The sequence below is a fragment of the Streptomyces halobius genome, assembly GCF_023277745.1.
GTDB classification, from domain to species: Bacteria; Actinomycetota; Actinomycetes; order Streptomycetales; family Streptomycetaceae; genus Streptomyces; species Streptomyces halobius.
In genome coordinates this window covers 3,444,758-3,471,328 of the sequence record NZ_CP086322.1, presented here as the reverse complement: position 1 = coordinate 3,471,328, position 26,571 = coordinate 3,444,758, and the positions used below count along the sequence as shown (strand labels likewise).

The following is a 26,571-nucleotide window of genomic DNA, read 5'->3' as shown; positions in this document are numbered from 1 at the left end:
CCGTATGCCGCGCCGTACGCCCCGGACGGCATGCGGCCGACGAGGCGTACGAGTGCGGAGTCAACCGCGGGCGCTCAGATCAGCACCAGCGGGGAGCCTTGCCGATGTTCATGATGTAGCGCGCGGACGAGAACGAATACGAGCCGTCCTTGAGCTTGTACCAGCGCGGGTTGCCCTTGATGTTCTCGCCGTTGACCTTGCACTTGATCTTGATGACCTTGTTGTACGGGTTGCTGCCGACCACCTTGTACTTGGTACTCGGCCCCCTGCGCTTCAGCAGGCCCGTCTTGGCGATGACCTTGCCCTTGTACACCTTGTGCTTCTTGTGGTGGTCGTCGCCGCTGCTCACTGCCACGGCCGGTCCGGCCGCGACGGCAGTGGTCAGCGCGCCCGAAAGGGCATAGAGCGCGAGTTTGCCGGGCTTCGACTTCGGAAACATCTGGCGTCCTCCTGCAAAGGGGAGATTCCCTGGGGGTGAGTCGAGTGGGGGTGCCGGGAATCGGGTGACGGACGGAGTGGGAGCTGCGTCGCAGGAGCGCGAGAGCTACCCGACTTCCCCGGCTGCGAGCGCGGTTTTGTGCCGCTTCATTGCGGTGCGCCCGCCTCGCTTGCCTCACGCTAGAGAGACCTCGGAGGGTGCGCAACTCATCACCCTCAGTAAAGACCTCAGGTCGGGAAAACCTCAGCCCGGAAATTTCCACGACCGCACATCCGGGACGGCGACCGCGCGACCGCCCTCCGCGAGCGACACCGCCGCCGAAGTCCCCACGAGCGAGGCCGCGACGGCCTGCCGCACCGCGACACGGGGCGCGGCGTCCTCCTCCATGCAGGCGCGGAACGCCTCCGCGATGAGTGCGGTGCCCTCGTCGTGCCGGGGCACACCAAAGGAGCGCGGGCCATCCGGGGCACCGCCACCCGCAGCCGGCCCGCGGCGCAGGCGGTGTCAGCTCTTCCTCGTGGGCCCCAAGCCCCTCCGCCATGGCCCACGCATCCCGGCGCGGCGTACGTGCCAGGGGCGCTCGCCGGCTGCCCGCGCCGACTCGGCCGGACCCCGCGAGCCGCGCACCGAGAACCAGTGCCCATGGCTGTCCGGCTCCCCTTGGAGGAACGACTGCCGGGTGAGGGCCAGGGGGTTGTCGTCCGACAGTCGCACCATCAGCACCATGGCCGTCGGCCGCTCCGCCTCCGTCACCGGGAAGGCGCTGACCCTCGACCGGCCAGGCGCCGGTGACGTCCAGGGCGGGCGACAGGGCGTGGGTGCGGTGGGCGGTGGCGGAGATCCGGCCGCGCCAGTGCGCCGGGTCGCCGACCAGCGCCGCGATCTCCTCGGGAGACACCCCGTGCAGGTAGTCGGACTCGATCAGCTGGGGTGTGCCGATTGCGCCGTCCCGCACGAGGCCGCGGATGGCGCGTACATGAGCGCGCGTCACGTAGTTCTCGGCGAAGGAGTTGAGGCGGTGGCGCGCTCGGCGGCCGCGACCAGCGCGCGGCCCTCCCGCTCGGCCGTACACGCCGCGGTCTCGCTGAGCACATGGATGACGCGGTCGAGAAAGGCGATGGCCGGCTCGGCGTGCCGGTCGAACTCATGGGCCGGCAGGACGCCGTCCAGACCGGCTTCGGGCGCGAGCGGGATCCTGCCATCGCGCGGTCCTGCGGGCGGCCGGGAATTCCCGGACAGCCTCGGTCAGCCGCGCCGGGTCGGTATCGCACAGTGCGGTGACCCGGATACCCAGCCGCGCACACCATCGGGCGACATGGAGACCACGGTTGAGCCCAACCACACCGAAGGCAGTTAGACCGAGAGTCTCCGCGCCGGGCGCGGCCATCCAATTCCGCAGTGGCTTCCGCGGCGGCGAATACTCGCGCCATTACACCCGTCTACACCCGCCGTCGGCTCTGGAAGGAATGGCTAGCCGGGCTCCCGGGCGCGTGCGGTTGCATGCCCGGCATGACGACCGAGATTCCCGCTGCGCAGGCGGACCTCCTGCACCGTATGTGCGAAATCTTCACCACACAGAAAGTCGAAAAGTTCACCCGCGCCTTCTTTCATCCGGATGTGGACTGGCCGAATGTGGCCGAAGGTACGCGGCTGCACGGCATCGAGGCGGTGCTGGCGTATTGGCGGGGGCAGTTCGCCGAGTTGCATCCGCTCGTGCGGATGGAGGGGATGACGGCGGAGCCCGACGGCCGGATCGCCGTCCGGGTGCGGCTGGGGGCACGGGGCGCCGACGGGGACCACCGGGCCGAGGGGACCGTCCACCACGTCTACCCGTTCCGGGACGGCAAGGTGGTGCACATGGAGGTGAGAGAGGGGTGGCGGCGGCCCTTGCGGGGGCGGCTTCGAGGCGGTCAGGGAGCCATAGGCCCCTTGTTCCGTGAACCCGGCCAATGGCAGTTTGTAAACTCGTCCAGAACGAAAGCAGGCCGAGCTCGTCACGCTGCCGCGGACGACCGGACAACCGGTCGATGGCATGGACCTGGGCCATGACCGCCGCGAGCGAGGGGCTATGGCGTACGACACATCCGCGCACGCCGAGTGGAGGTCCTGTGCTGACTCGGCTCCTTCGGGCAGCCGAGCGCGGGGGACCGTCCCCCTCGACGAAAGGCAGTATTAGCGTCATGACGACTCTCCGTTCCCGGATCATCGCCTGGGCCGGTCGTATGTATCTGGCGAGAACGAGGAAGAAGGGATTCGACCTGTCTCGAATGTCTTTCTTGCCCGAGTCCGTCCTGATGCCATTGCGGCGCGAGGGACTTGATCCCGTGGACGATCTGGCAATCGTCCGGGAGAAGGAGCCCATCTCCCGGCTTCCGGTGCCGATAGCCGCCAACGTCTGGCTGGTCACCGGCTATGACGAGGTCAAGGCGGTGCTCGGCAAGGCGCATGCCTTCAGCTCCGACTTCACCAACCTGGTCGGCAAGGCGGGCGCCGGAGTCGACCAGAATCCCGGCGGCCTCGGATTCGCCGACCCGCCCGTGCACACCCGCCTCCGCCGACTCCTCACCCCCGAATTCACCATGCGCCGCCTCGGCCGGCTCACGCCGCGTATCCACGAGATCGTCGAGGAGCGGCTGGACGCCATGGAGGCCGCGGGGAAGAACGGCGATCCGGTGGACATCGTCCACTCCTTCGCCCTCCCCATTCCTTCCCTGGTTATCTGCGAACTGCTCGGCGTGCCTTACGAGGACCGTGCCGACTTCGAACGCCTCAGCGCCGCCCGTTTCGACCTTTTCAGCGGTGCGAACGCCTCCTTCGGCGCCATATCGGAATCCCTTTCCTATTTCCGGGACGTCGTCAAGAAGCAGCGCCAGGATCCGGGTGACGGTCTGCTCGGCATGATCGTGAAGGAGCACGGCGACTCGGTCGGCGACGAGGAACTGGCCGGGCTCGCCGACGGCGTACTGACCGGCGGCTTCGAGACCACCGCCAGTATGCTGGCGCTCGGCGCCCTCGTCCTGCTCCAGGACCCGAAGCACTTCGCGGCCCTGCACGACGGCGATGAGGTCGTCGACCGTTATGTCGAGGAGCTGCTGCGCTACCTCACCGTCGTACAGGTGGCGTTTCCGCGTTTCGCGCGCGAGGACCTCGAAATCGGCGGTGTGCAGATCACTTCCGGGGACGTGGTGCTGTGCTCCCTGAGCGGCGCCGACCGGGACGGCAAACTGGGCCCGGAAATGGAGCAGTTCGATCCCACCCGCAATGTCCCTTCCCACCTCGCCTTCGGTTACGGAATCCACCGCTGCGTCGGCGCGGAACTGGCCCGGATGGAACTCCGCGCCGCCTATCCCGCGCTGGTACGCCGGTTCCCCAATATGTGCCTGGCCGCCGAACCGGAAGAGCTGGCATTCCGGAAACTGTCGATCGTCTACGGCATAGAGTCCCTGCCGGTCCGCCTCGACGGATGACCGGCAGCGGGCGCCGTCCGCGGCGCTTACCGCGAACCCGGCACTTTTCCTGACCGGGCACCTGGCTGAATGGGCAGGTGCCCGGTCCTTGTCTTCCGGGCCTGGTATTTGCGTGCCGCGGTCCGGGCTTTGCGTACTGCGGTCGTGTTTTCTGTGTGCTGCGGTCATGGTCTCCGTGTGCTGCGGTCGTGGCCTTTGTATGCCGCTGCCTTGGTATGTGTGTGTCATGATCCGCTGTCTGTCTGCACCGCCGGCGTGCCGAGGATGGACGGCCTGCAGGTCACCCGCATCCTCGCCGGCCGGGGCGGTACGTGCCGCGCGCCAGGGGCCGGTGCTCTACGGATAGCGCTGGTCCTCCGCGCTGGCGGCGTCCAGGGAAAGGTCCGTCTCAGGATCGGGTTCGGCTCAGGAGCAGATCCGTCTCAGGATCAGGTTCGGCTCAGGAGACAGGGAAGGCTCATGAGCAGGGCCGACGGGGGGCAGGTTCGGCTCAGGAGCAGGGCCGGCTCATGTACAACGCCGTCTCTCCCGCCGATTCCGTCCCCTTATAGAGCGAGGCGTCCAACCCGCAGAAGGCGAACCCCATGCGCCGATAGGCGCGGATCGCGGGCGCGTTGATATTGGTGACTTCCAGCCACACATGTCCGGCACCGCGTTCACGGGCGTGCTCAAGGGCGTGATTCATCAAGGTCCGTCCCACACCCCGTCCCCGGTGCGTGGGGGCCACCTCGATGTCAGCGATGGTCAGCCGGTGATTCCAAGGGTTGTACTCGGTGGCGACGAATCCGCAGACGGTGTCCCCTTCGACGGCCACGATCGTGCATTCGTCGTCCGAGTCCTCCTCGTCTGCCGCATCCTTCGGCTCATCGTCGTCCTTCGGCTCATCGTCGTCCTTCGGCTCATCGTCCGGGAAAACCTTGTGAATTGGAGTATCCAACTGAACGGGCCGTATGGTGAATCCACCCTCGGTGGGTGTCACTTCGAAGACGGTGTCCGTGGTGAACGATCCGTCGACAGCGGCGACGGACTTCTCGTCCTCGCGGCGTGCTGGCCGGCAAACGATCGTCTCCTCGGCCTCAACCGCCCCTGTGTGGTGTTCAGTATGCGCCATGGCCTCACCGTACGGCGGACACATGGGTGTTGATCAGAATTCCTTGACGGCGCTGACGTCGCTGAGGGCTCGCCTCATCCGCGAAGGGGCGGTTGACCGCTGAGCGATGGGCGGCCCTCGGGCCCGCACGGCACGGGTATGGGCTTGCTGAGGGCATGCGCGGGGGTGCGGATGAGCATCGAGCACGCCCTCGGCCGCTGCCGCGATCAGCGTGGGTCTACGATCTCCGCCGCGAAGACCGTCCCCAGTGGTTCGGGGCCGATGTACTGCTGGCAGTTGCACGGTCGTGACTCGTAACGCAGCGGCTTGCGTTCGGCGTCCCAGGCGGTCGGTGCTTCGACCACCTCATGGCACCTGCCGGCCTTGTCATGCGTGGCGAGGTGGTGAGTACAGCCGCAGACCGGCTCGGGCGGCCGGTTCGCCGCGTCCAGCGCGAGCTGACGCCGCTGGGCGGCGTCGAGCAGCTCCAGTTTTCGCTTGTGCCGGGTCTTCAACGCACTCCGGACGTTCTCGACGATCCAGCCCCCGCCGAGCATTACGGCGGGGAGCACCATCCACAGCCACCCCATGCCGCACCTCCCCATTCGACCGATAGCACACCTTATCGATCCTCAGCCCGCTCGCGATGCGGGGCAGTGGCCGACTTTCGCCCGAAGAGGCCGAGGCGAAGTTGGGCTGGAACACCGGAAAACCCCCGTACGGCCACGTGGCCGAGAAGGCCCCGTCCCGCCCGCCGGGCCGAGGGCCGCACCAAAGTACGTGGGCAACGAAGAACGGGCGCTAGCGTCGAAGTGCTAGCGCCCGTGCATGGCACCCGGGCCGTATGTCGGCTGACGTGGTGATCATGAGCAACGCGTAATCCGATCCGTGGCAGGTAGCTGCCCCATGGGCGGCACCCTTGAGGAACTCTGACCCTTTGTTCTAGAGCGAAGCGAACAATGCGTTGAGGAACGGAGTTGAAATCCATGCCTGCACAGTCCAATGCCGAGGTGGGAGCCGCCAGGCGAATCCTCTTAGTGGCCGCCCCCTTTGTGGCGGGAGCAGTCGCAGTCGCCATGACGTTCGCAGCGCTTCATGATGCGCTGCCCAGCAGGATAGCCACGCACTTCACTGCCGACGGCACCGCGAACAGCTTCAGCTCACCCGGCTCGGCGATTGCTCAGTACTGCCTCATCTTCGTGATCGAGTTCGTCGGTCTGCTCGTAGCGGCCTTCTCCATCAAGCAACGGACGGGCGGGCAACGATCTCTCATCGTCCTCAGTTGGGCCCTGGCCGCTGCCACCGCGTACGACCTCATCGCGGCCATGCAGGCGAGCACGCAGACTTCCGGGAGTCAGGCAATAACGCTCCCCCTGTACCAGCTCGCTATCGCGGTCGGAGTCGGAGTGGCTGCCGCTGCCATAGGCTGGCTTCTTGGCCGGAGGCGTGCGTGAAGGGGCAATCGGTTGATCGCGACGACACCGGCCGAGTAGCCGTATGGCGTCGGCTCCTGTTCTGCGGATGGATGCCGGCCACCGGCACCGTGCTGGCCATCGGCCTCCTGACTATCGCCGCCATCAATCCGGAATACCGCACGCTCTGCCTCTGGTCGCTGACCGCAGCCGCCGCATTCCTGGTGACGGGAGCGATCAGAGTCACTGTCGACCAGCAGGGCGTGACGGTGGCATCAGCTCTACTGCCCTTCCTGCGGCGACGTTTCCCCTGCCCCGGATCAAGCAAGCAACAGGCCGGTGGACGCGGGTGACTGAGGTGGGCGGCTGGGGCTACCGGTGGAACCCGGGCCTCAGCGCGATCTCCCTCCGCAGCGGGGATGCCTTGTGGCTCTCGCTGAGCAATGGCACGCAATTCGTCATCACCATCGACGACGCCGAATCTGCCGCTGCGCTGATCAACTCCTGCCTGTCGCAGACATCAGAAAGCCGATGACATGCTGGTGACCATCGATCACGGCTCGTCAGTCCCCTTGGCGGAGCAGATCGCCACCTGCGGGGTTACCAATTGCTCCAGCAGGACAACCTCATCGAACTGCGACGCGGCCGTGGAGCAGTCGTCAGCGGCCGGTCACCCGGCGATCGAGCTCTCGTGGTGGAGACATGCCGTCAGCTCGTCGGCCTTGCTCAGAGTATGGGGCTGGAGGAGCGAGACCTGCCGGCCCTGGTCTCGGACACCTTTCGATCCCGTGTATGAAGATCAGTGAGTTCTGTCAAACGGGCGTGAGCATGACCCGGCAATGCGGCCGGTTCGAGATCGTCGAGAGGCCGGAGGAAACATGTCGGAGGTCCGTACCAATGCGCCACGGTCGCAGGTAACTGCCCGGCGGCTCGCGGGGTTTCTTCTGGGGGTGGCCTGGTTCTCATTCCTCGCCTTCTCGGACTCTGATCGCCCTTCGTGGCTCCGGGTCTGCTATGCGGCGACCGCTCTGGTCTTCGCGGTCGGCACAGCAGCCGAGCTGGTGATCGCCGGGCGGCGTCGACGCAGGGCGAAACAGGGCAACTGACCTCGCCCCGCCCTAGCCGAGGTAGCCGATGCCGTCCCTCAAGAAAGGCCGCGGCGGCTTTCGCTGATGCCGTGGCCGCAGGCCTTGCACGCCGGTCCATGCAGCTCGGTCCCGTCCTGCCGAAACTCGATGCCCGGAAACGGCCCGATATAGCCCGCTGGATCCTGCGCGAGGTCTACGAACACTTCGGCGTCGAGTCCCCCTCGGCCGCTGTGAACCACCCGGGCTGTGTCGTCCTGGACGTCCAGCACCGCTTCGGACACGACGTCATGAGCCTCGCGTACGACGGCGTACGGAAACCCGGCCCGGGTATCGAGCAACGTGCCGCGCGGCACGAACCGGACGACCCTGAGGTCGTGATCATCGACACCGACGGACTCCAGAGCCTCGCTGAGGCCCACCGCACCGGCCGTCGCAAGGGATGGTGGCCGGCCGGCTCCCTGCTCGCGCGGGCACTGACCGAACTGCACCGCGAGGACGGCGAGGCGGTCGGCGCCGTCACGCCGTACCCGGTACAGGCGGAAGCCACCCTGGAAGCACTCCGGGACCACGAGGCGAGTGACGGCCGGCTCGCCGAAGTCGGGACGGCGCATCGCTTCCAGGGCCGCGAGTTCCCCGTGGTCGTCTTCGACACAGTGGAGGACGACTACGGCGACGGCCTCTGGATGTCCCATGCATCCCGTGCTCCCGAGGCGACACCATGGGCCCGCAACGGCGTACGCCTCTTCAACGTCGCCGTGACGCGCGTACAGACCAGGCTGTACGTCGTCGGAAGCCGCAGCCGCATCCTCGCCGCGGGTGAACAGACGGGCCTGGGAAAGCTCGCCGCACTCATCCACGACCGGCGCGCCCGCTCGGTCCCCGCCACCCAGCTCATCGCGCCCGGCGGACGGCCCGACATCCTCTCGGCCCGTTCGGCGCCCGCCTCGCCGATGTCCTCTCTCGCCACGTCGAGGTCTCCGACGTCGACGACGAGATCTCGTTCTACGAGACCTTCGCTGACCGCTTGTCTGAAGCCCGCACCTCCCTGTGGATCTGGTCCCCCTGGACCGCGAAACGCCTCCTCAGCCTGCTTCCGGTGCTGGAAGACGCCGTACGCCGTGGAGTCCGCGTAACGGTCTTTGTCCGCGACCCCTACGACACGGGCCAGAAGAAACAGACCCATCTGGTCAAGCAGCTGCGGGCTGTGGTCCCGACCGTCGTCTCCGTCAACGTCATGCACCAGAAGATCGTTGTCATCGATGAGCACACGGTTCTGCTGGGCAGCCTCAACTCCCTCTCGCAGAGCCGCTCGCGTGAGGTGATGCTGACCATCAGGGGCGGCCACTTCGCCCGCAAGATCCTCGCCCACGAGCATGCGGAGGACTGCGCACGGTCGCCGCGGTGCAGTGCGTGCAAGGGGGACGACGTGGACCTACGCCGCCGGGGCAACGGCTCCTGGTACTGGCGGTGCTCCAACCGGGCGTGCCCGGCACGGAAGGGGTCCCGGGTGTGGGAGGCCGCGGTGCGGTTCGGGTCGGGGAACCGGCACCGAGGCGGCCAGTCCCATCCGCAGGTGCGCAAGTCCGGGATCCTCACCACGTCGTGGCGGGCGCTGTTTCAGACCTTGATCACGGTGACGCGTCCGCCGCACAGCGCGGTGAGGTCCTCCGGGTCGGAGGTCAGCACGCTGACAGGGCCGGGGGCGGAGAGGGCGGTGGCGCTGAGCATGGCGTCGATGGCGTGCTTGTGGCCGTGCACGCCGGCATCGGCGAGGAGGGCGGCGGCGTGGCGGGCAATGGGCTCGGCGATCGGTTCGACGACGAGACGAGACAGGGTCCACTCCAGGGCCGGGCGGTTGATCCGGGGGTGGACCACTTCGACGAGGGTGGCGGCGGATGTGATGACGCGCATGTCGTCGGCGCGGGCCAGGGCGAGCCAGCCGGTGACCGTGCGGTCGCGAAGCACGGCCTTTGCCAGTCCCTCGCTGTCGAGGACCAGCGTGCCGCCGGGCACGGCGGAGGCTCGCGTCACGCTGCGTCCGCCCCGCTGCTCGTCTGCTCGCGACGGGCCTGGTGGAGCTGGTCACGCAGAGCCTGGATCTCATCGTCGGTGACGGAGCCGTGCTCGGCCTCGGCGACGGTGATGAGCTCGTTGAGGTTGTCGCGTTCGATCTGGCGGGCGACGGCCGCGGCGACATAGGCGGACAGGCCGGAGGGGCCGCTGCGGGCGCGGGCGGCTTCCGCGATGTCGCGCGGCATGGTGATCGAGTACTTGCCGGTAGGCTCACTCATGCTATCTATCCTACCCCTGATGCTCCTCTTGGGGGATTTCGTGATCGTCGCGCGGGGCGCCCATTGCGTTCCGGCGTCGCCTGAGATGGGCCCACGGAGATTGTGGGTGCCATTGACGCGTGCGCCTGGTGCGTTCACCTGATCAGAGAGGTGGTGGGCGGCATGAGAGGTACGGCATGTCGAGTGCGCGGCGACCCCGGAAGGAGATGCGCTGGAAGGGGTCTGGCCGCAGGAAGGGGGAGTGGTCCCGCCGCGGCAGGGGTGGTGACGGTCAGCGAGCTGGCCAACGAAATTGCTGCCGCGCTGGTCCGGGCCGTCCGGGATAGCGGTGCCCCGCAACAGACCCGCATCGACGCTGGCCACGGCTCGGCTTCCGGGCGTGTGGCCGTCACCAGCTGGTACGCCTTTGCGCTTGAGTACCTGGAGATGCCGGCCGACGTCCGTCTGGCCCTGCGCTGGGTGGCGGGCGCCCCCCGCCCGCTGACCGACCTGCTGGATCCGGCTGTGGCGCGGTCCGTGTCGGAGGCCCTGCGTCTGAGGCAGGACGGCCTGCCGGCTGCTGCCGAAACCCAGCGGCATAAGCGGAAGATCCTTGTTAATGCGGTGCGGTACGCCCTTGAGCAAGGCAGGCTGAATGCCGACCCGCTCGCCCGCATCAACTGGCGTGCGGCCGAGACTGTCCAGCAGGTCGATCCGGCGGGTGGTCGCAAACCCCACGCAGGCCCGCTCCTTGTTGTGTGCGGTCTCCTACGTCGGCGGTTTCCGGCGTGCCCGCGGCCGACGGCTCGTCGGGCTCTTCGCCGGCATGTACTACGCCGGGCTGCGTCCTGCCGAAACGGTCGCGGTTGCCCTGCCGGACTGCGAACTGCCCGCCGAGGGATGCGGCCACGTCACCCTGCACCGCACCTTGCCACATGCGGGCAAGAGGTGGACCGACACCGGGCACGTGCATGACGAGCGCGGGCTCAAGTGCCGCCCTGCCGGCGATACCCGGGTAGTGCCGCCTGCCGCCCCAACTGGTCGAGCTGTGGCGCGAAATCATCGACACCTTCGGCACCACAGATGATGGGCGGCTGTTTTTTCAACGAGCACGGAGGCATTCTCTCCTCCAGTACCTACGACCGGGTCTGGCATGAAGCCCGCACTCTCGGCCTTCCCTCCCACCTGTCAGCCACCCCGCTCGTGGCCCGGCCCTACGACCTGCGGCACTCTGCCCTGTCCACCTGGCTGAATGCCGGAGTTGACCCTACCGAGGTCGCCGAACGCGCTGGCAACAGCGTGGAAGTGCTGCTCGCTCGCTGTGCCAAGTGCCTCTACGGACGCCAGGCCATCGGCAATCAGCGCATCGAAGAGCTCCTCCACCAGTACGAGTAGAGAGCATGTCCAACCCCTCTAAGCGAGTGGAAGAGGCACGCTGCGGAAGGCGTACCGCCTGGCCGTCCCGGAGCTGCGCACATCGGCCAGCCCGTCGCGCAGCAGACGCTGCGCCCGCAGCTGCCTGAACACGGTCTCCCCGAGGGCGATGCTGACCCCGTCAAGTCCTGGTCGGCTGAAGCGTCTCCAGAAAGTCACACGGCCTGTCCGTCCGTATGAGTTCAGCCCGGGTTGGTTGATAAACACGCAGGTCAAGGCATGCTTCCTGTCGGGAGAACCCTGCCTTGTGGCTCCTCCGTCCCGCGCATGCCCCGTGCGAGGTGATCTCACGGGGTCGGACATTTGGGATTTTTTCCGTCCGGTGCCGCAAAGGCCCAAGTCGGAGCCGATGGGGCAGTGAGCGCTCATGGCCCTGTGGGCCGTTGCTGTTTTGGTATGCACAAGAAAGACCCTGACCGGCGTCTCCGCTGGTCAGGGCCTTGATTTCCGGTGCCCCCGGCAGGATTCGAACCTGCGCACACGGCTCCGGAGTGATTGTCTGGTTGTACCCCTGTACCCCGTCTGACCTGCGACGGAGCCGGACAGGGGGTGCGCGGCGACACAGAGTGTGTCGGAGGTGTGTCGCGAGGGCGCAGGGGCGAGCAGATCGGAAGTCGCCTCCGGCTCCTACGCCCATTGAGAGGTCGGCTTCGCCGACGGGCTGTAACACCCGTGGGTCCCCAGGGTGTTACAGCCGTCTGTGACCGGACAGCCCGGACACCAGCGCTTTGAGCTGTCCGGACTGTTTATGCAGGTGAGAGGCGTAACCGGACAGCCGGACAGATGGGACACTAGGTGTCGATCAACCGGGCGAGTGGGACGCTGGTAGGGGAAGCCGCCACGTAACTGGAAGGGGAGGCCACGTGCCGCAGGCCAGTCCGCGAGGTACGTACTTGGAGGTCTCTGATTCTCTGCGCCAGAAAATCAAGGAGGGCAAGATCACGGAGGCTCTGCCGTCTCAGGCGAAGCTCATGAGCGCCCACGGCGTCAGCCGCAGCACCATCGAACGGGCCCTGGCCGTACTCAAGAGCGAGGGGCTGATCGAATCGGTGCAGGGGGCCGGTTGGTACGTGGCGGGGACCGGGGACCGGCGCCCGTTGGCCGAGAAGGTGACCGATCTCTTGCGGGCCAAGGGGGTCAAGGTCGGAGACCGCTTCCCTACCGAGAAGGAACTGTGCGAGAAGTTCGGCGCGTCACGGACCGCTGTCCGCTCTGCCATCGCACAAATGGAAGGCCAAGGGCTCATCGGCAAGGGGGCGACACGGGGTCGGGAAGTCCGTGCTCTGCCCGTCGGACAGGGGGACCGGACGGCATGAGGACGAGCGAACACACCGTGTTCGACGCGGCCGCGGCTGAGGGCATCCTCCGGAGGGCATGCGCCCTCGCCGACGTGGACCCGGACGGCATCGAGATGCTGAGGTTCGGGGACCACGCAGTCTTCCGCATCGATGGCGGCCGGATCATTTCCCGGGTAGGCCGGAGTCCCGACCGGTTGCCGGCCGTGCGTAGGGAGGTGGCCGTAGCCGCATGGCTCGCTGCCGAGGGATACCCGGCGGCACGACTTGTCACGAAGTCGGAACAGCCCGTCGTCATCGAAGGCCACCCCGTGACCTTCTGGGAGGGACTGGCCGACGGCGACACGTACGCCAGTACGCGCGAGATGGGCGAACTGCTGCGGCGGCTCCACCAACTGGAACCGCCGCCCTTTTCCCTGCCTCCCCTTCGCCCCTTCGACAGGGTCGGAGATCGCTTGGAGCGCGCCGTGATTCCTGCCGGAACGCGCGCGTATCTCGGGTCTCTGGCTGACGAGTTGGCGGATGAGTACGACCGTCTACAGTTCGCTCTCCCGGCGGGGCCCGTGCACGGAGACTTCAACGTCGGCAACGTCCTCCTTGACGCAGCTGGACACCCGAAGGCCATCGACCTGGACGGCTTCGTCACGGGCCCGCGAGAGTGGGACCTCATGCAGACGGCCATGTACTACGACAGCTTCGGTTGGCACACAGAGGCTGAATACGCCGACTTCGTCGAGGGGTACGGCTTCGATGTCCGGCAGTGGTCGGGATATGCCGTGCTCCGCGGCGTCCGCGAACTGCTCATGGTCACGTGGCTCTCGCAGAACGCCGGCACGAATCCGCGAGCGGCCGAGGAAGTCGAGAAGCGCGTAGAAACCCTGCGTTCAGGCGGTTCGCGCCGCGACTGGGCACCGTTCTAGGGCTGAGTCCCGACCTGTTGCCAGAGGCGGAAGCCGCGGGCCTGTTCCGTGAAGTTACGGAACTCCGCGGCCCGCTTCATCCCGTCCGTGATGCGCCCCTGGAACTCCCGCACGTACTGCACGCAGCGTGCCGACTTCAGCCCCTCGCCGAGGAGCAGCGCGCTCAGAGCAATCTCGAAGCCCTTACCGGCCTCACCCTGATTGATGTACGCCTCCGCTTGCACCATGGTCGCGAAGAAATCACTGCGGTTGTTCAGGCCGTCGCCGAAGATGGATCCTGCGCCCCGCTCGGTGGCCTGGACGGAGCGCCCCAGATCACGGAAGCAGTGCCCGAATTCCGCTGCCAATTCCACTTCGTCGAAGTACGCGATGTACGCCGGATCGCTGTCCGGGGTGCGCAGACCGAGTTGGCTTTCTGCTTCGGACAAGGCGAGGTCGCATCCTCGCGCGTCGCCCAATCTGGCCAGGGCCCGCGCCTCCATCGCCCGGAACTGCGCGGCCATTGTCGGGGTGAGACTTCCGGCCGGACCCGTGAGCGCGGCACGTGCCAGAGTAGCGGCCTCACGGTAGCGCCCGACAAATGTGGCCTGATGGCTCATGGCAGAGAGGACGCTCCCGCCCAATAGCCGGTCCCCGGCAGCCTGGGTCATGCGCAACGCCTGGATGAAATAGCGCTGGGCGATGCCGTGCAGGCCGCTGTCGTACGACATCCATCCGGCGAGCATCAGGGCTTCGGCTACCGCCGAATGGAGTTGCTTACCGACGGCATCGGAGTACGTTCCGTCGAGCATAGGGCGCACGTCCGTGTGCAGGTACTGAATCAGCGCGCGCCGTGCATGGCCACCGCCAAACTTGCCGTCAAGCATGCTGAATGCATCGGCAGTTGAGCGCACCATTTCGACATCTACGGCTCCGACGGCCCGGTTGCCCGGGCGTGTGAGTTCGCCGTCCGGCGGAGACACGAGCCAGCGCACGGACGCTTCGTTCCATGCGGCGGAGTCTGGCAACGCTCGAACCAGCGGTTCGGCTTCGGCGAGATCGGCGCGCCAGAGGTCGGCCACGGTGGTGGTGACAATCTCGGGACGGTCCGCGAAGTCAAGGCCGAGGTCAGGCTGTACGGCGGAGACCGCCGCGTCGCCCATACCGATGTCATCGATTGTGAGTTGGCGCCCCAATTTGCTGCCGATGGCATCAGCGATGAAGCGTGGCATGTCACCCCGTGGGATGGAACCCTTGAGCCACCGGCTGACGTACGTGTGATCACAGGTGATGTCCACACCGGAGCGGGCCGCGGCGACGACCACCCTTCGGGCGAGCGACTTGTGCGAGAAGTCGCCCTCATCCATGAGAGCGGCCAGTCTGGCGTTCGGGTATGCCATGGATCCCCCAGGAACGGCCGAAGCCTCAGCTTGGCTCACCGTCACTCTACGCAGGTCAGGCCCGGTGTGCAGAGGGTTCGCACACAGGAGTGCACGAGTGCACCCCCAAGTGCACGCTCCCGAAGTCCCGTCACCTTGGCGAAGGTTGAGTCACCACCGCGAGGCAGGCCGGCGGTTGCGGGTTCGAAGGCAGAGCGCTTGACGGCCAGGAATCGATCTGCCAACGTGAGTGGTAGGTAATACACACCATGCTTGGTGTGGCGTTGCCGTGGCGTCGGGACTCCCCAGCAAGGTCGCCCGCCGCCGCGGTTCTCCCTGTTCCTTCAACTCAGGAGAGCACCATGCGCACGTATGTTGGCCATCAACGGGCCGTCTCCACTGAGGACTTCGTGGAACTCGCCCTCGGCACCCCGGTTGAGCTGTGGCTCGGGGTGGACGGCGAGACCGATGATGAGCGCGCGGCCCGCCTGGACGCGGCGCGCGACATCCTCGCCGACCCCGAGTACAGCAACCTGCCGGACGACGTGGCCCGCATCGCCGCCGAGGTGATCGAGGCGCATGCCCCGGAGCTGTTCAACGTCGTCCCGCTGGCGCGCCCGGCCTGGCGCCGCCGGTCCTCCCGGAGGGGAGTGGCGGCATGACCTCACAGACCCCCACCCCGAAGGGTCTCGCCCTGGCCCTGGTCCTTACGGGCGTGGCCGTCGCGCTCGCCGGTTCCGTCGCCGCTCTGGCGACCGGGAACCGGGCCCTGATGGGCATTGCCTCCGTCGGCTTCGCCATGCAGTTCGCCGGATGGGTGCTGAACGGGCGCCGGAACGGCGGTGCGCGATGACGACCGCAACTGAGACGGCGCGCCCGGCGGTGCCGCCGCTGACGCGCCCGGAGATGGGCCTTGCCGGATTGGGCGCGCTGGCCGCGGCCGGGGTCGGGGCTCTGGGTTTGATCGCCTCGTTCGACGCGGTCTCCTCTGCTGCCGCACGGTGGGGATTCAGTGAGCCGTGGATGCTGCCGGTCGGGATCGACGTGGCCATTCCAGTGTTCACCGTGGCCAACCTGCTGTTGATCCGGATGGACATGGCGTTGGCGTGGGTGCGGTTCGTGCCGTGGGCGCTGACGTTGGTCACGTGCGGACTGAACGTCGCGGCCGGACAAGACGTGTGGGCGAAGGTGGCGCACGGCACGATGCCGCTGCTGTGGGTGGTGTTCTCCGAGATCGGCGCCCACGTCTACGCCGTGCGCATCGGCGCCGCCACCGGCCGGCGGATGGAGAAGGTGCGGTTCTCCCGCTGGATGCTGGCCCCGCTGTCGACGTTCGCGCTGTGGCGGCGGATGACGCTGTGGGAGATCACTTCGTACTCCGAGGCGCTGAAGCGGGAGAGGGAACGGCAGATGGCCCGCGCCCGGCTGCGGGAGCGGCACGGACGGCGGTGGCGGTCGAAGACCCCGCGCCCGGAACGCGTGCTGCTGAAGCTGGGAGAGCTGACCCCCGCGAGCGAGCAACTGCCACCCGGCACCCCCGAGGCACCGGAGCCGCCGGGCCCGGAGGCCCTTAAGGCGCCGCGCAAGCGCACCACCAAGGCCAAGCCCATGGCCAAGGGTGCCAAGGCCCAGCGGACTGCGGAGGAGTTGCTGGCCGAGGCGCGTGAGGTCACGGCCGAGTGGGCGGATGACGCGGTCAACGCCGAGGCGATCCGCAAGGCGGTCCGTATCTCTCAGGACAACGCCCGGATGCTGCGCGACACCCTCAAGGCCGAGCGCGCCGAAGTCGCCCGCTTCCGCCCGGAACCCGAGGCCATCGAGACCGACCAGCCCGCCGAGACGGAGCACAGCGAGGGAGCAGCAGCATGAGTGCCGAGAGCCTTAACAGCCTGGTGCCCGCGATCGACACCCTTGGCCGTCTGTCCGAGGCGTTCGGGCACTTGCCGGCCACCGACATGAGTGTCCAGACCGTGTACGACCCGCAGCGTCGTTGTGACCGGCCGGCCGTGGTGATCAGCCTGCACCGCGGCTTGGACGACTTCGAGCTGTGGCGCGAAGTTCTCGGCATTCGCGCCGAGTCAGTGACGTACCGGATGCTGCCCACCTCGCATGCGCTCACCGCCGAGACAGAGTGGTGCGGCACCTGGGTTGAGGTCCACGCCTACGGCCAGCTCTCGGAAACGCTGGGGGTGGCGGCATGACCGGCCGGATCGGTTCGCTGTGTACCGGTTACGGCGGTCTGGACATGGCCGTACAGCAGGTGTTCGGGGGGTCCCTCGCGTGGGTCGCGGACAACGACCCCGGAGCGTCCCGCATCCTCTCCCACCATCACCCCCACGTGCCGAACCTCGGCGACATCACCGCCGTCGACTGGCAGGGCCTGGAGCCGGTCGATGTCGTGTGCGGCGGCTACCCCTGCCAGCCGTTCAGCACTGCCGGCAAGCGGAAGGGAACCGAAGATGCCCGGCACATCTGGCCCCACATCGCCCGCGCCCTTCGCGTTCTACGACCCCGCTACGCGGTCTTTGAGAACGTCGCAGGGCACCTTTCCCTGGGATTCGGCACCGTCCTGTCCGACCTTGCCGCCGGCGGGTTCGATGCGCGGTGGTGCACTCTTCGCGCGTCCGACATCGGCGCCGCCCACCAGCGCAACCGCCTCTTCCTCCTCGCCTGGCCTACCGACCCCCAGGGCACGGGACGCCAAGGGCCCCGGCTACCCCGACGGTCTTCCGGCCGTGGCCTCCCTGCTGCCGACACCGTCGACCTCGGAGGCGACCGGCACAGGGCATGCGACACAAGGCGGGATGAACCTGCGGCACGCCGTCTCCCTGCTGCCGACACCGACACTGGCGGACAGCCGGGGTACGAGGAACCGCCGGGAGGACGGGACGGAGTACGGCAGCGGCTTCGGGCCGACGTTGACGGACGCGGCGAAACTGCTGCCGACACCGAGGGCGACGGACGGGACGAAGGGCGGGCCGAACCAGCGTGGCAGCAAGGGGGACTTGACGCTCCCCTCGGCGGCGCACCGGATTGGGGCCCCTACCGCGTCGCCGTCGACCGGTGGGCGCAGGTCATCGGCCGTCCCGCTCCCAGGCCAACTGACGATCTGGGACGGCTGAACCCACCCCTGGTGGAGTGGCTGATGGGCCTGCCCGCAGGCCACGTCACCAGCGTGCCGGGGCTGTCCCGCACCGCCCAGCTCAAGGCCCTGGGAAACGGCGTGGTGCCGCAGCAAGCGGCCTACGCCCTCCAGCTGCTCACCGCTGCCGTCGAGGACGGCCACCAGGAACGGGGGCGGGCGGCATGAGGACAGAACCGATCGCCGCCGCCGGTCTCTTCCGCGCCGTGATGGCTGCGGCCGGCTGGCGCTGCCAGTGCACCGGAGCGTGTGGCCAGCCGCACGCCCAGTCGGACGGACATTGCCCGCGCGAGCACGACGGCTACGCGGGCAAGCACGGCGGTCCGATCCGGCTCATGGCCGCGTCGGCCGATCCGTCCATCACCGACCGTCAGGCCGTGGCTCTCCCCGTCGGGGAGCTGCGGGCCTGGTGCCCCAGCTGCCTCGCCGCCGCACGGCGGATCGTGAAGCAGCTGACCTCCATCCCGACCACGGATCAGTGCGGACTGTTCGACCTGTAGTCGACGGGGCCCGGTCACAACCGACCAAGACAGCGGCCGGGCCCCGCCACCCCTCCCGATGGAATGGAAGGAAGCTTCAGTGAAGCACCCCGACGACGAGAACGAACTGTTCAACCGACTCGAAGCCGAAATGACCGCCCCCGATTCGGGCGACGTGGTCGACCTGAACAAGGCACGGGCGGCCCGTGCCGAGTCGGCCGACCCCACCTCCGACCAGTCGCCCGACTCCCGCGCGGCCGAGTCGGCCGACCGGAGCGAGGGGGAGTTGGACGACTCCCGCCCGACTCTGGTCGACTCCTCGACACCGACCGAGTCGGGCCCGGGACTGCTCGACCGGATCAAGGGCGCCAAGCGTCTCGATGTCATCCCGCCGTGGATGAAGTCGGGCGCGGAGTTCAAGGAGGCAGCTGGGTGGATCGCCGGGCACGTCGGCCACACCGCCGCCTTCCACGGCCTGCGCGTCCCCTTCCTCTACGCCCCCAAACTGGTCTGGCGTTCCCCCCGCGGAGCACTGAACACCCTCAACAAGCTCGGGCGTTGGGCCGTGGACGCCGAGGGTGAGCCGCTGCGGCAGGCCGAGGCCCGCCGGGAGAACTCCGAGATCTACCTGAAGCTGTCCCGCCAGCGTGACCGCCGCGTACGCCTCCGCGTCCTGGTCACCCTGCTGGGCGCTCTCATCACGCTCGCCGGGATCCTCTACCTGGTCTACGGAGCCGACCCGGTCACGCAGTTCATCGCCACCGTGGTGGCGGTGCTGACCTTCGGGTGGCTGGGGGCGCCGGCCGATGCACCGCTGGCGACGCGGGCGGTCATCAAGACCGAGGTGCAGAAGCTCACCAGCGACATCGTCGTCAAGGCCATGGCCTCCATCGGCATCGCCCAGATCGCCTCCGCCGTCGCCAAGGGCCAGGACGGCGTCAAGTTCCCCTCGCCCGTCACCCGTGAGGGGCCGGGCTGGCGCGCCGATATTGACCTTCCCCTGGGCGTCACGGTTGCTGATGTCGTCGACCGGCGTGCCCGACTCGCCTCCGCCCTGCGCCGTCCGCTGGGGTGCGTGTGGCCGGACGCCGACCCCAACGAGCACGAGGGGCGACTCATCCTGTGGGTGGGGGACCGGGACCTGTCCAAGACCGGCATCGTCAAGTGGCAGCTCGCCGGCGCCCGTCGCCACGACATCTTCAAGCGCATCCCGTTCGGCCTGGACCCCCGCGGCCGGGCCCAGTCGGTCCCGCTGATCCAGCACAACGTGCTGATCGGCTCACAGCCCGGACAGGGCAAGACCGCCTCGGTGCGCGTGCTGGCGTGCGGGGCGGCCCTGGATCCGTCCGTGGAACTGTGGCTGCACGAGAACAAGGGCACCGGTGACCTGGACTCCCTGTCCTGCGTCTCCCACCGGTTCGTCTCCGGCATCGATGACGAGTCGATCAAGTACGCGGCCGACTCCCTCAAGCTGCTGCGCGAGGAAGTCATGCGCCGGGCCGCGGCCATCAAGAAACTGCCGCGCGACCTGTGCCCCGACAAGCGCATCACCCGCGAGATCGCCAACAAGCGCTCGCTGAAGCTGTGGCCGCTGCTGGCTGTCTTCGACGAGTGCCAGAACCTGTTCGCCCATCCCGAGTACGGCAAGAAAGCGGGTGAGGATGCCGAGTTCATCATCAAGCTCGGTCGCGCGCTCGGCGTGATCCTGGTCCTGGCCACCCAGCGCCCGGACAAGGACTCCCTGCCCACCGGCATCAGCGGCAACGTCTCCATCCGCTTCTGTCTGAGGGTTGCCGGCCAGGTCGAGAACGACATGATCCTTGGCACCAGCGCCTACAAGAACGGCGTGCGGGCCACCGCCTTCCGGCCCGAGATCGACGCCGGTAACGGCTACCTCGGCGGTGCCGGGCCCCTGCCCGTGGTGGTGCGCACCGCCTACCTGGACGACAACGCCACCCATGCCATCGCCCAACGCGCACTCGCGCTGCGCAAGGCCGAGGGCACCCTGTCCGGCTTCGCCCTCGGTGAGGAGTCCGAGACCCCGGCCGGGCCGACCTACGACCTGCTTGCCGATGTCGCCGCCGTCGTTCCGGTCAGCGAGGAGCGGGTGTGGAACGAGCGGATCGCCGCCCGGCTCGCCGAGCTGCGGCCCGAGGTCTACGGCGGCTGGAAGGGCGAGAACGTCACCAGCGCGCTGAAGCCGCACGGCATCAAGACCACCGGCGTGGCCGGCACCACCGACGACGGAGATCGCACCACGCGCCGCGGCATCGTCCGCGCCGACCTCATGAAGACGATTGCGGAGCGTGACGAAAACCGGGGCGTCGCATAACCCCAACGGGCTGCTACTGGTAGCGGGGTCACCTGCTACCGGTAGCACCCCCGCTAGCACCCGAAATTCCACCCCACCAGCGATCTAGCGCATAGCACCCCACCAGCGGAAACCCCGAAAACCGCCCAGGAAGGGCCCTCATGACCCTCGCCACCGCCGCTATCGCCTGCCTGATACTCGTCACGTTCTGTTACGTAGCTCTGTGTACGGCCAGCCCGTTCGGTAACTGCCGCAAGTGCCGCGGACTTGGCTTCCAGACCAAGACCGACCGCAAGGGCCGCCTCAAGCGCGGCAAGGACTGCCGCCGCTGCAAGACCACCGGCAAGCGCATCCGCCTTGGCCGGTGGCTGTTCAACCGCACCCAGCGGATCTACCGCGACGGCACCCACTAACCCACCGGAAGGAGCCCCCGTGGCCCTCACGATCCCGCTCGTCCTGCTCTTCGGCATCGTCGTCGCCCTGCTGATCCGCTTCAAGGCTCTCGGCATCGGCGCCGCCGTCATCGCAGTGCTCTTCGGCTTCTACCTCGCCGACACCGGCGCCCGCCGCACCATCAACCAGCTCATCTCCTCCCTCGCCCACGCCATCGGCAGCTAACCGAACGGAGATCCCATGACCCGCATGCCCAAGCACGTGCTCAAGCTCTTGAGCATGGTGGCCGCCTACGACTCCGGCGACGGCGTCACCTTCCACGCGGCCCCGCGCGGCCGGTGGCGGCTGACCGAGCACCCGTACTGCTACGCCGTGCAGGCGCGCACGTTCTACCCGCTCACCGCCCGTGGCCTGCTCAAAGTCAGCGGGGACGACCCCTTGGCCGTTCCGGTCACGATCACCGACGCCGGACGCGCCTACCTCGCCGGAGGCGCGGCATGAACGAGCAGACCACCGCCCGGCGCTGGCTCGCCGCAGCCCTGCCCAAAGCGGCCCCCGCATTGGCGACCTCCACCGTGCTGATCCTGGCCCGGATCTGGAACGCCAACGGTGCCGAACACTCCATCGGCAACGCGGTCTTGATGGCTGTGCTCGCCGCCGCAGCGGCAGCGGCCGGCGCGTGCGCCTCCGTCGGCCCCTCCGGGGACGGCGTGCTTGCAGGGACCGCGTTCGCCGCCTCCGGAGGGCTCGCCCTGGCCGGAGTCGCCGGATACGCCGATGGCATCTCGCTGCCACTGCTCCTGTGGGCGCTGGCCACCGCCGTGGCATACGGGCTGGCCGCGCGGCACTGGCGCACCGAACGCCGCGAAGCCGTCGCCCACGAGCGGCACATCGGCGAGCGCCGCGAGGAGCACGCCCACGTGGAGCGCGTCGAAGCCCTGCGGGCCGGGGCACAGATCGAGGTGGCGCGCGAGGGCGCCGCCTACGCCACTGCCCTGGCCCAAGCCATCACCGCCCGCGCCGCCCTTCCCGGCTTCAACTCGGCCGAACTCACCCGCGCGGGACTGCCTGAGTTGCCCGCCATCGAGATCACCAAGGAGAACTGAGATGGACACCATCGACCCCACCGAGATCGTGACCGTGGAGCTGGACTGCGAAGGCTGGACCGAGCCCTACGCGCGCGACATCACCCGCCGGCAGCTCGGCGAACTGCTCTTGCAGCTCGATGACATGGCGTACGCGGCCGACATGGAGGCGGAGCAGGCCACCGAGACCGCACCCAGCGCCTCGAAGTGGCCGACGCCGGAGCAGGCGTACGCCAACGCTCCCAGCATCGACAGCGAGAGCCAGTGGATCAACCAAGCTGCCGCCGTCGCTGGCTGGGAAGAGGACCTGGACCGCGAATGGCACCTGCGCCATGCCGCGCTCCGCGACCGCATCGCCCTGGCCGCAGAGCCCGGCGAACAGACCTCCACCGCCACCGACGAGGCGGACGCGACCGCCGTATACCTGCTCGACACCGACGGCGTACCCCGAGGCATCAACGCCCGCGCCTACGTCCGCCAGCAGTACGCCCGTTGGGCCAAGAACCAGTAGCAACGCCGCGGCGGCGGGACTCCCCAGCAAGGTCGCCCGCCGCCGCGGTTCTCCCTGCCCATCCGTAGACAGAACAGGAGAACCCCCAGCATGCCTCACCTGGACGGTTCCGCCCAGCTTGCCGCAGCGCTTGCCGCAGCGTCGCACGGTTGGCACGTCTTCCCCCTGGTTCCCGCCGACAAGCGGCCCGCGATCGCCGATTGGGAGCAGCACGCCACCACCGATCGCGAGCGCATCACCCGTGGCTGGGCACGCGCCGCGTACAACGTCGGCATCGCCACCGGCCCTTCCGGCCTGGTCGTCATCGACCTGGACCGGCCCAAGAACCCCGCCGACACCCCGCCGGCGGATTGGGCCCAGCACGGTGTCACGGACGGCGCCGACGTGCTCGCCCTCCTCTGCGACCGCCACGGCCAGCCCTTCCCCGCCGACACGTACACTGTGCGCACCTGGAGCGGTGGCACCCACCTGTACTTCGCCGCCCCCAAGGGCGAGGTGTTGCGCAACACCGCCGGGGACAGCGCCCGCGGGCTGGGCTGGAAGGTCGACACCCGCGCCGTCGGCGGACTCGTGGTCGGCGCGGGCAGCACCTTCGGCCAACGCCCCTACACGGTCGCCCACAACGTGCCCGTGGCGCCCTTGCCGGGCTGGCTTGCCCAACTGCTGCGCCCGGCCCCGCTGCCCCCACAGAAGCCCATCACGGTCGCCGTCGCCGGTCGCGGACGGCGCACCGCCTTCCTGCGGTCCGCGGCCAACGGAGAAGTGGAGCGAGTCACCAGCTCCGGACCGCACCAGCACAACGACGCGCTGTACATCGCCTCGGTCGCCCTGGGACAGCTTGTTGCCGGGGGAGAGCTGAGCGAGGCCGACGTGACCAGCTGGCTGTTGACCGCCGCGCTTCAAGTCGGACAGGGCGAGCGCGAGGCACGGCGCACCATCGCTTCCGGGCTCAGGGCCGGAGAACGGCGCCCCCGGACGGTCGCAGCATGAGCACGAACGCCATCCCGCCGCTGCACCTGTACTCCGTGCCCAGCGACCCCGAAACGGCCCCGCTGGCGGCGCCGAAGCGGGAGCGCCCGCGGACCGCGTGGACGGCCGATCAGCTCATGGCCGCCCACTTCCCCGAGCCGAAATGGGCTGTGCCCGGCATCCTCGCCGAGGGCGTCAGCGTGCTGGCCGGACCGCCCAAGGTCGGCAAGTCATGGCTGTCCCTGGGACTGGGCCTATCAGTCGCGGCCGGGGGCAAGGCGTTCGACTCCGTGCCCGTTCAGGGCGGCCCGGTGCTCTACCTCGCTCTGGAGGACACCCCGCGCCGTCTCCAGACCCGCATGGGCAAGCTCCTGGGCGGACAGAAGGCGCCCGCCGGGCTCACCCTCGTGACCGAGTGCCCGCCTTTCCCCCAGGGCGGCACCGAGGCCGTCGCCCAGTGGCTGGAGCGCAACCCCAACGCGCGCATGGTCGTCATCGACGTGTTCGCCAAGATGCGCGGGCAGGCGCCACAAGGGGTGTCGGCGTACGACGCGGATTATGTCGCCGTCGGCTACGCCAAGCGGCTCGCCGACCACTACGGCGTGGCTGTCGTCCTCGTGCACCATGTCCGCAAGGCAGGCTCCGAGGACTTCCTGACGGAGGTCTCCGGCACCAACGGCATCGCAGGTGCCGCGGACGCCACGCTCGTACTGAAGCGGGCCCGCGGACAGGCGGACGGCATCCTGCACGTCACCGGCCGCGACGTGGACGAAGCCGAGTACGCCCTCAGCTTCCAACCCGCCTCCGGCACCTGGCACCTGTTGGACGGACCGGTCTCCGACCACACCGTCAGCGACACCCGCGCCACGATCCTGCGGTACGTCCGCGCCAACCCCGGCGCCAAGCCCAAGGACATGGCGGGAGAGCTGCCGCAGGTCGACATCGACACGATCCGGCGCACGTGCAACCGCATGGCCGACGCCGGACAGCTTAGCAAGGACGCCAGCGGCCGGTACTACCCGGATACCGAGACCCGGACGCAGAGCGGCCAAGAGGTGTCCGAGCTGTCCGGCTGTCCGGTCCCCCCATCTGACCAGCATGAACACCCCGGACAGTCGGAATTGGAGCTGTCCGGCCTGTCCGGTGCGGACGAAGCCGAAGGGATGGCGACATGAGCGCCCGTACAGCGGACGACAAGATGACCGTCAAGGAGGTCATCGCTGATCTGAAGGTCGCCCCGTCGACCTTCTATCGGTGGCGCCAACTCGGGAAGGGGCCCCGCTCGATCAAGCTTCCGAACGGCGACGTGCGGATCCGGCGGTCGGAGTACGAGCGTTGGCTTGCGGAGCGGGAGGACGCTGCGTGAGCACTGAGAACGACACCCCTGCCGGGCGCCCTCGCGGGTCGGCCCGGCCGGGCTACTCCTTCGACGTCAAGCTGTGGAAGATCTCGAAGACTGGGCGCAAGTCGCGCCCGTGGCGTCTTCGGTGGGTGGTCGCCGGAGAGGTGCAAGGTGACACGTTCACCACGTACGCGCTCGCCGAGAGCCGACGGAACGAGCTGTGGCATGCCATGAACCGGCGCGGTGAGGCCTTCGAGATCGAATCGGGCCTGCCTGAGTCCGAGGTACGCGCGGCGGCGGAAGCGGCCGAGGCCGCGGATGCTGAGCCGCCGGTACGGTGGTTCGAGTTCTGCCGGAAGTATGTGGCCGGGCGGTGGCGTACAGGCGCGGGCAAGACCCGTGAGGGCATGGCCGACGGCCTTGCGGCCGTGACGCTTGCCATGGTGAAGCGCGGAGACGGCGTTCCCGACGACGAGGCCCTTCGGCTGGCCTTCCGGTGGGGGGTCGTGCCCGCGAACGCGGGGGAGGAACCGCCGGCCGAATTCAAGGCCGCGTACGACTGGGTCACGACGGCCGACCGGCCGTTGGTCGACCTGGCCGCCCCCGAGGTGTTCGAGGACGTGCTGTACCGCATCAGCTACAAGCTGGACGGCACCCCGGCGGCGGGTGACACGTACAAGCGGCGCCGCCGCGCCCTGAACACCGCCCTCGAACACGCGGTGGTCGTGGGGGAGCTCCCAGGGAATCCGCTTCAGCGCGCCCGCCGGAAGCACGTCGGTTCCACCGACGTGGTCGACCGGCGCGTCCTCGTGAACGCCGTACAGGCCCGGCAGTTGCTTACGGCTGTCTCCTACGTCGGGTCGTGGGATCGCTGCCGTGGGCGGCGGCTGGTGGCCTTCTACGCGGTCCTGTACTACGCCGGGCTACGGCCCGCTGAGGCTGTCGGACTACGGCTGTCGGACTGCCACCTGCCGGAGAAGGGCTGGGGCACACTGACGCTTCGGGAGACGCGCCCCGTCTCCGGGAAGCAGTGGACCGACTCCGGGGAGCGGCACGACCGCCGGGGCCTGAAGGCGCGGGAGGCAACCAGCGACCGCCCGGTGCCCATCCCGCCCGTCCTGGTCGCCATCCTCCGGGCCCACCTGAAAGAGTTCGGGACGGCGAAGGAGGGACGCGTGTTCGGCAACGAGCGCGGAGGATTGGTCGGCTCGTCTACCTACTGGCGGGTGTGGGAGGAGGCGCGGGAGTACGCGCTCCCACCTGAGCGCATCGACTCGCCGTTGGCCGGGCGCCCGTACGACCTGCGGCACGTGTGCATCACGCGGTGGCTGAACGCTGGGGTGCCCATCGCTGAGGTAGCCCGGCGGGTCGGCAACTCGCCAGAGGTGATCCACCGCCGCTACCACGGCTGCATCGACGGCCACGAGGAAGCCGCCAACGCGAAGATCGCAAAGGCACTAGAAGAAGAGGGCGACACGGCCTGATGCGTGTGTCGGAGGTGTGTCGCGAACACTGAGAGAGAGTGAGAAAGAGCGGGAGTCAGTGAGGCTGTCTCCCGCTCTCCCA

General features: G+C 68.4%; 34 protein-coding genes and 1 pseudogene. 28 read left to right on the top strand and 7 right to left on the bottom strand.

From position 1 onward, the window contains the following. Positions 1-79 precede the first annotated feature (79 nt). Positions 80-439, bottom strand: coding sequence for a hypothetical protein (locus tag K9S39_RS15800; RefSeq protein ID WP_248863986.1), 360 nt, complete (start codon positions 437-439; stop codon positions 80-82). Between the two features lie 243 nt (positions 440-682). Next, complete coding sequence (locus K9S39_RS15795) at positions 683-880, bottom strand: hypothetical protein (RefSeq protein ID WP_248863985.1); 198 nt, start codon at positions 878-880, stop codon at positions 683-685. 283 nt (positions 881-1,163) lie between these two features. Between K9S39_RS15795 and K9S39_RS15790 the strand changes: the two genes are divergently transcribed. From K9S39_RS15790 to K9S39_RS15780, 3 genes are all read left to right on the top strand, one after another. Then, positions 1,164-1,796: a hypothetical protein gene (locus tag K9S39_RS15790; RefSeq protein WP_248863984.1), complete on the top strand. Its 633-nt coding sequence runs from the start codon at positions 1,164-1,166 to the stop codon at positions 1,794-1,796. Positions 1,797-1,939: 143 nt separating this feature from the next. Continuing rightward, a complete protein-coding gene (locus K9S39_RS15785; RefSeq protein WP_248863983.1) occupies positions 1,940-2,488 on the top strand; it encodes a nuclear transport factor 2 family protein in 549 nt (182 codons plus the stop codon). A gap of 131 nt (positions 2,489-2,619) precedes the next feature. Further along, positions 2,620-3,906, top strand: coding sequence for a cytochrome P450 (locus K9S39_RS15780; protein ID WP_248863982.1), 1,287 nt, complete (start codon positions 2,620-2,622; stop codon positions 3,904-3,906). 490 nt (positions 3,907-4,396) lie between these two features. Here the strand turns inward: K9S39_RS15780 and K9S39_RS15775 are convergent, their stop codons facing one another. Beyond that, positions 4,397-5,017: a GNAT family N-acetyltransferase gene (locus K9S39_RS15775; RefSeq protein WP_248863981.1), complete on the bottom strand. Its 621-nt coding sequence runs from the start codon at positions 5,015-5,017 to the stop codon at positions 4,397-4,399. A gap of 206 nt (positions 5,018-5,223) precedes the next feature. Next, positions 5,224-5,586, bottom strand: coding sequence for a hypothetical protein (locus tag K9S39_RS15770; RefSeq protein WP_248863980.1), 363 nt, complete (start codon positions 5,584-5,586; stop codon positions 5,224-5,226). A 396-nt stretch (positions 5,587-5,982) separates the two neighbouring features. On the opposite strand from K9S39_RS15770, the gene K9S39_RS15765 reads away from it, so the two are divergent. The 6 genes and pseudogenes from K9S39_RS15765 to K9S39_RS15740 form a co-directional block, all read left to right on the top strand. Further along, the gene (locus K9S39_RS15765) at positions 5,983-6,450 is read left to right on the top strand and encodes a DUF1648 domain-containing protein (RefSeq protein ID WP_248863979.1); all 468 of its coding nucleotides are present in this window, start codon (positions 5,983-5,985) and stop codon (positions 6,448-6,450) included. After that, the gene (locus tag K9S39_RS15760) at positions 6,447-6,761 is read left to right on the top strand and encodes a hypothetical protein (protein ID WP_248863978.1); all 315 of its coding nucleotides are present in this window, start codon (positions 6,447-6,449) and stop codon (positions 6,759-6,761) included. The genes K9S39_RS15765 and K9S39_RS15760 overlap by 4 nt, the downstream gene beginning before the upstream one ends. After that, entirely contained in the window at positions 6,758-6,943 is a 186-nt protein-coding gene (locus K9S39_RS15755) for a hypothetical protein (protein WP_248863977.1), read from the top strand. The genes K9S39_RS15760 and K9S39_RS15755 overlap by 4 nt, the downstream gene beginning before the upstream one ends. Before the next feature lie 415 nt (positions 6,944-7,358). Beyond that, positions 7,359-7,514: a hypothetical protein gene (locus tag K9S39_RS15750; RefSeq protein WP_248863976.1), complete on the top strand. Its 156-nt coding sequence runs from the start codon at positions 7,359-7,361 to the stop codon at positions 7,512-7,514. Between the two features lie 98 nt (positions 7,515-7,612). After that, positions 7,613-8,629: an AAA domain-containing protein gene (locus K9S39_RS15745; RefSeq protein ID WP_248863975.1), complete on the top strand. Its 1,017-nt coding sequence runs from the start codon at positions 7,613-7,615 to the stop codon at positions 8,627-8,629. Continuing rightward, positions 8,521-8,796: pseudogene (locus tag K9S39_RS15740) on the top strand (phospholipase D-like domain-containing protein); the annotation flags it as partial. The gene K9S39_RS15745 and the pseudogene K9S39_RS15740, both read left to right, overlap by 109 nt. Positions 8,797-9,113: 317 nt before the next feature. Here K9S39_RS15740 and K9S39_RS15735 read toward each other — a convergent pair. Continuing rightward, the gene (locus K9S39_RS15735) at positions 9,114-9,527 is read right to left on the bottom strand and encodes a type II toxin-antitoxin system VapC family toxin (protein ID WP_248863974.1); all 414 of its coding nucleotides are present in this window, start codon (positions 9,525-9,527) and stop codon (positions 9,114-9,116) included. Then, positions 9,524-9,787, bottom strand: coding sequence for a CopG family transcriptional regulator (locus K9S39_RS15730; protein WP_248863973.1), 264 nt, complete (start codon positions 9,785-9,787; stop codon positions 9,524-9,526). The genes K9S39_RS15735 and K9S39_RS15730 overlap by 4 nt, the downstream gene beginning before the upstream one ends. A 1,065-nt stretch (positions 9,788-10,852) precedes the next feature. On the opposite strand from K9S39_RS15730, the gene K9S39_RS42095 reads away from it, so the two are divergent. The 3 genes from K9S39_RS42095 to K9S39_RS15715 all read left to right on the top strand — a co-directional run bounded on the left by K9S39_RS42095 (position 10,853) and on the right by K9S39_RS15715 (position 13,415). Continuing rightward, positions 10,853-11,161: a hypothetical protein gene (locus tag K9S39_RS42095; protein ID WP_283112323.1), complete on the top strand. Its 309-nt coding sequence runs from the start codon at positions 10,853-10,855 to the stop codon at positions 11,159-11,161. A 902-nt stretch (positions 11,162-12,063) separates the two neighbouring features. Then, positions 12,064-12,516: a GntR family transcriptional regulator gene (locus K9S39_RS15720; protein ID WP_248863972.1), complete on the top strand. Its 453-nt coding sequence runs from the start codon at positions 12,064-12,066 to the stop codon at positions 12,514-12,516. Continuing rightward, complete coding sequence (locus tag K9S39_RS15715) at positions 12,513-13,415, top strand: phosphotransferase enzyme family protein (RefSeq protein WP_248863971.1); 903 nt, start codon at positions 12,513-12,515, stop codon at positions 13,413-13,415. The genes K9S39_RS15720 and K9S39_RS15715 overlap by 4 nt, the downstream gene beginning before the upstream one ends. Here K9S39_RS15715 and K9S39_RS15710 read toward each other — a convergent pair. Next, a complete protein-coding gene (locus tag K9S39_RS15710) occupies positions 13,412-14,761 on the bottom strand; it encodes a hypothetical protein (RefSeq protein ID WP_248863970.1) in 1,350 nt (449 codons plus the stop codon). The two genes, K9S39_RS15715 and K9S39_RS15710, sit on opposite strands and share 4 nt — an antisense overlap. Positions 14,762-15,135: 374 nt before the next feature. Here K9S39_RS15710 and K9S39_RS15705 point away from each other — a divergent pair, with 374 nt between their 5' ends. The 16 genes from K9S39_RS15705 to K9S39_RS15630 all read left to right on the top strand — a co-directional run bounded on the left by K9S39_RS15705 (position 15,136) and on the right by K9S39_RS15630 (position 26,489). After that, positions 15,136-15,435 carry a hypothetical protein gene (locus K9S39_RS15705; RefSeq protein ID WP_248863969.1) on the top strand — a complete coding sequence of 100 codons (300 nt, stop codon included), beginning with the start codon at positions 15,136-15,138 and terminating at the stop codon, positions 15,433-15,435. Next, positions 15,432-15,626, top strand: a complete 195-nt coding sequence (locus tag K9S39_RS15700) for a hypothetical protein (RefSeq protein WP_248863967.1) — start codon at positions 15,432-15,434, stop codon at positions 15,624-15,626. The genes K9S39_RS15705 and K9S39_RS15700 overlap by 4 nt, the downstream gene beginning before the upstream one ends. Continuing rightward, entirely contained in the window at positions 15,623-16,642 is a 1,020-nt protein-coding gene (locus K9S39_RS15695; RefSeq protein WP_248863966.1) for a DUF2637 domain-containing protein, read from the top strand. The genes K9S39_RS15700 and K9S39_RS15695 overlap by 4 nt, the downstream gene beginning before the upstream one ends. Beyond that, positions 16,639-16,974, top strand: a complete 336-nt coding sequence (locus tag K9S39_RS15690) for a hypothetical protein (protein ID WP_248863965.1) — start codon at positions 16,639-16,641, stop codon at positions 16,972-16,974. Before K9S39_RS15695 ends, K9S39_RS15690 begins: the two co-directional genes overlap by 4 nt. Next, entirely contained in the window at positions 16,971-18,083 is a 1,113-nt protein-coding gene (locus tag K9S39_RS15685; RefSeq protein WP_248863964.1) for a DNA cytosine methyltransferase, read from the top strand. Before K9S39_RS15690 ends, K9S39_RS15685 begins: the two co-directional genes overlap by 4 nt. Next, positions 18,080-18,415 (top strand): hypothetical protein, encoded by a 336-nt coding sequence (locus tag K9S39_RS15680; protein ID WP_248863963.1) that lies wholly within the window; start codon positions 18,080-18,082, stop codon positions 18,413-18,415. Before K9S39_RS15685 ends, K9S39_RS15680 begins: the two co-directional genes overlap by 4 nt. Before the next feature lie 79 nt (positions 18,416-18,494). Continuing rightward, a complete protein-coding gene (locus K9S39_RS15675; RefSeq protein ID WP_248863962.1) occupies positions 18,495-20,726 on the top strand; it encodes a P-loop NTPase family protein in 2,232 nt (743 codons plus the stop codon). 140 nt (positions 20,727-20,866) lie between these two features. Then, complete coding sequence (locus K9S39_RS15670) at positions 20,867-21,118, top strand: hypothetical protein (RefSeq protein WP_248863961.1); 252 nt, start codon at positions 20,867-20,869, stop codon at positions 21,116-21,118. Between the two features lie 19 nt (positions 21,119-21,137). Beyond that, the gene (locus K9S39_RS15665) at positions 21,138-21,323 is read left to right on the top strand and encodes a hypothetical protein (RefSeq protein WP_248863960.1); all 186 of its coding nucleotides are present in this window, start codon (positions 21,138-21,140) and stop codon (positions 21,321-21,323) included. A gap of 15 nt (positions 21,324-21,338) precedes the next feature. Beyond that, a complete protein-coding gene (locus tag K9S39_RS15660; RefSeq protein WP_248863959.1) occupies positions 21,339-21,599 on the top strand; it encodes a hypothetical protein in 261 nt (86 codons plus the stop codon). After that, positions 21,596-22,204, top strand: coding sequence for a hypothetical protein (locus K9S39_RS15655; protein ID WP_248863958.1), 609 nt, complete (start codon positions 21,596-21,598; stop codon positions 22,202-22,204). Before K9S39_RS15660 ends, K9S39_RS15655 begins: the two co-directional genes overlap by 4 nt. Before the next feature lies 1 nt (position 22,205). Continuing rightward, positions 22,206-22,694 (top strand): hypothetical protein, encoded by a 489-nt coding sequence (locus K9S39_RS15650; protein ID WP_248863956.1) that lies wholly within the window; start codon positions 22,206-22,208, stop codon positions 22,692-22,694. Between the two features lie 90 nt (positions 22,695-22,784). Beyond that, entirely contained in the window at positions 22,785-23,684 is a 900-nt protein-coding gene (locus K9S39_RS15645) for a bifunctional DNA primase/polymerase (protein ID WP_248863955.1), read from the top strand. Then, positions 23,681-24,838, top strand: a complete 1,158-nt coding sequence (locus K9S39_RS15640; RefSeq protein ID WP_248863954.1) for an AAA family ATPase — start codon at positions 23,681-23,683, stop codon at positions 24,836-24,838. Before K9S39_RS15645 ends, K9S39_RS15640 begins: the two co-directional genes overlap by 4 nt. Continuing rightward, entirely contained in the window at positions 24,835-25,029 is a 195-nt protein-coding gene (locus K9S39_RS15635) for a helix-turn-helix transcriptional regulator (RefSeq protein WP_248863953.1), read from the top strand. The genes K9S39_RS15640 and K9S39_RS15635 overlap by 4 nt, the downstream gene beginning before the upstream one ends. After that, a complete protein-coding gene (locus tag K9S39_RS15630; RefSeq protein ID WP_248863952.1) occupies positions 25,026-26,489 on the top strand; it encodes a tyrosine-type recombinase/integrase in 1,464 nt (487 codons plus the stop codon). Before K9S39_RS15635 ends, K9S39_RS15630 begins: the two co-directional genes overlap by 4 nt. Positions 26,490-26,571 lie beyond the last annotated feature (82 nt).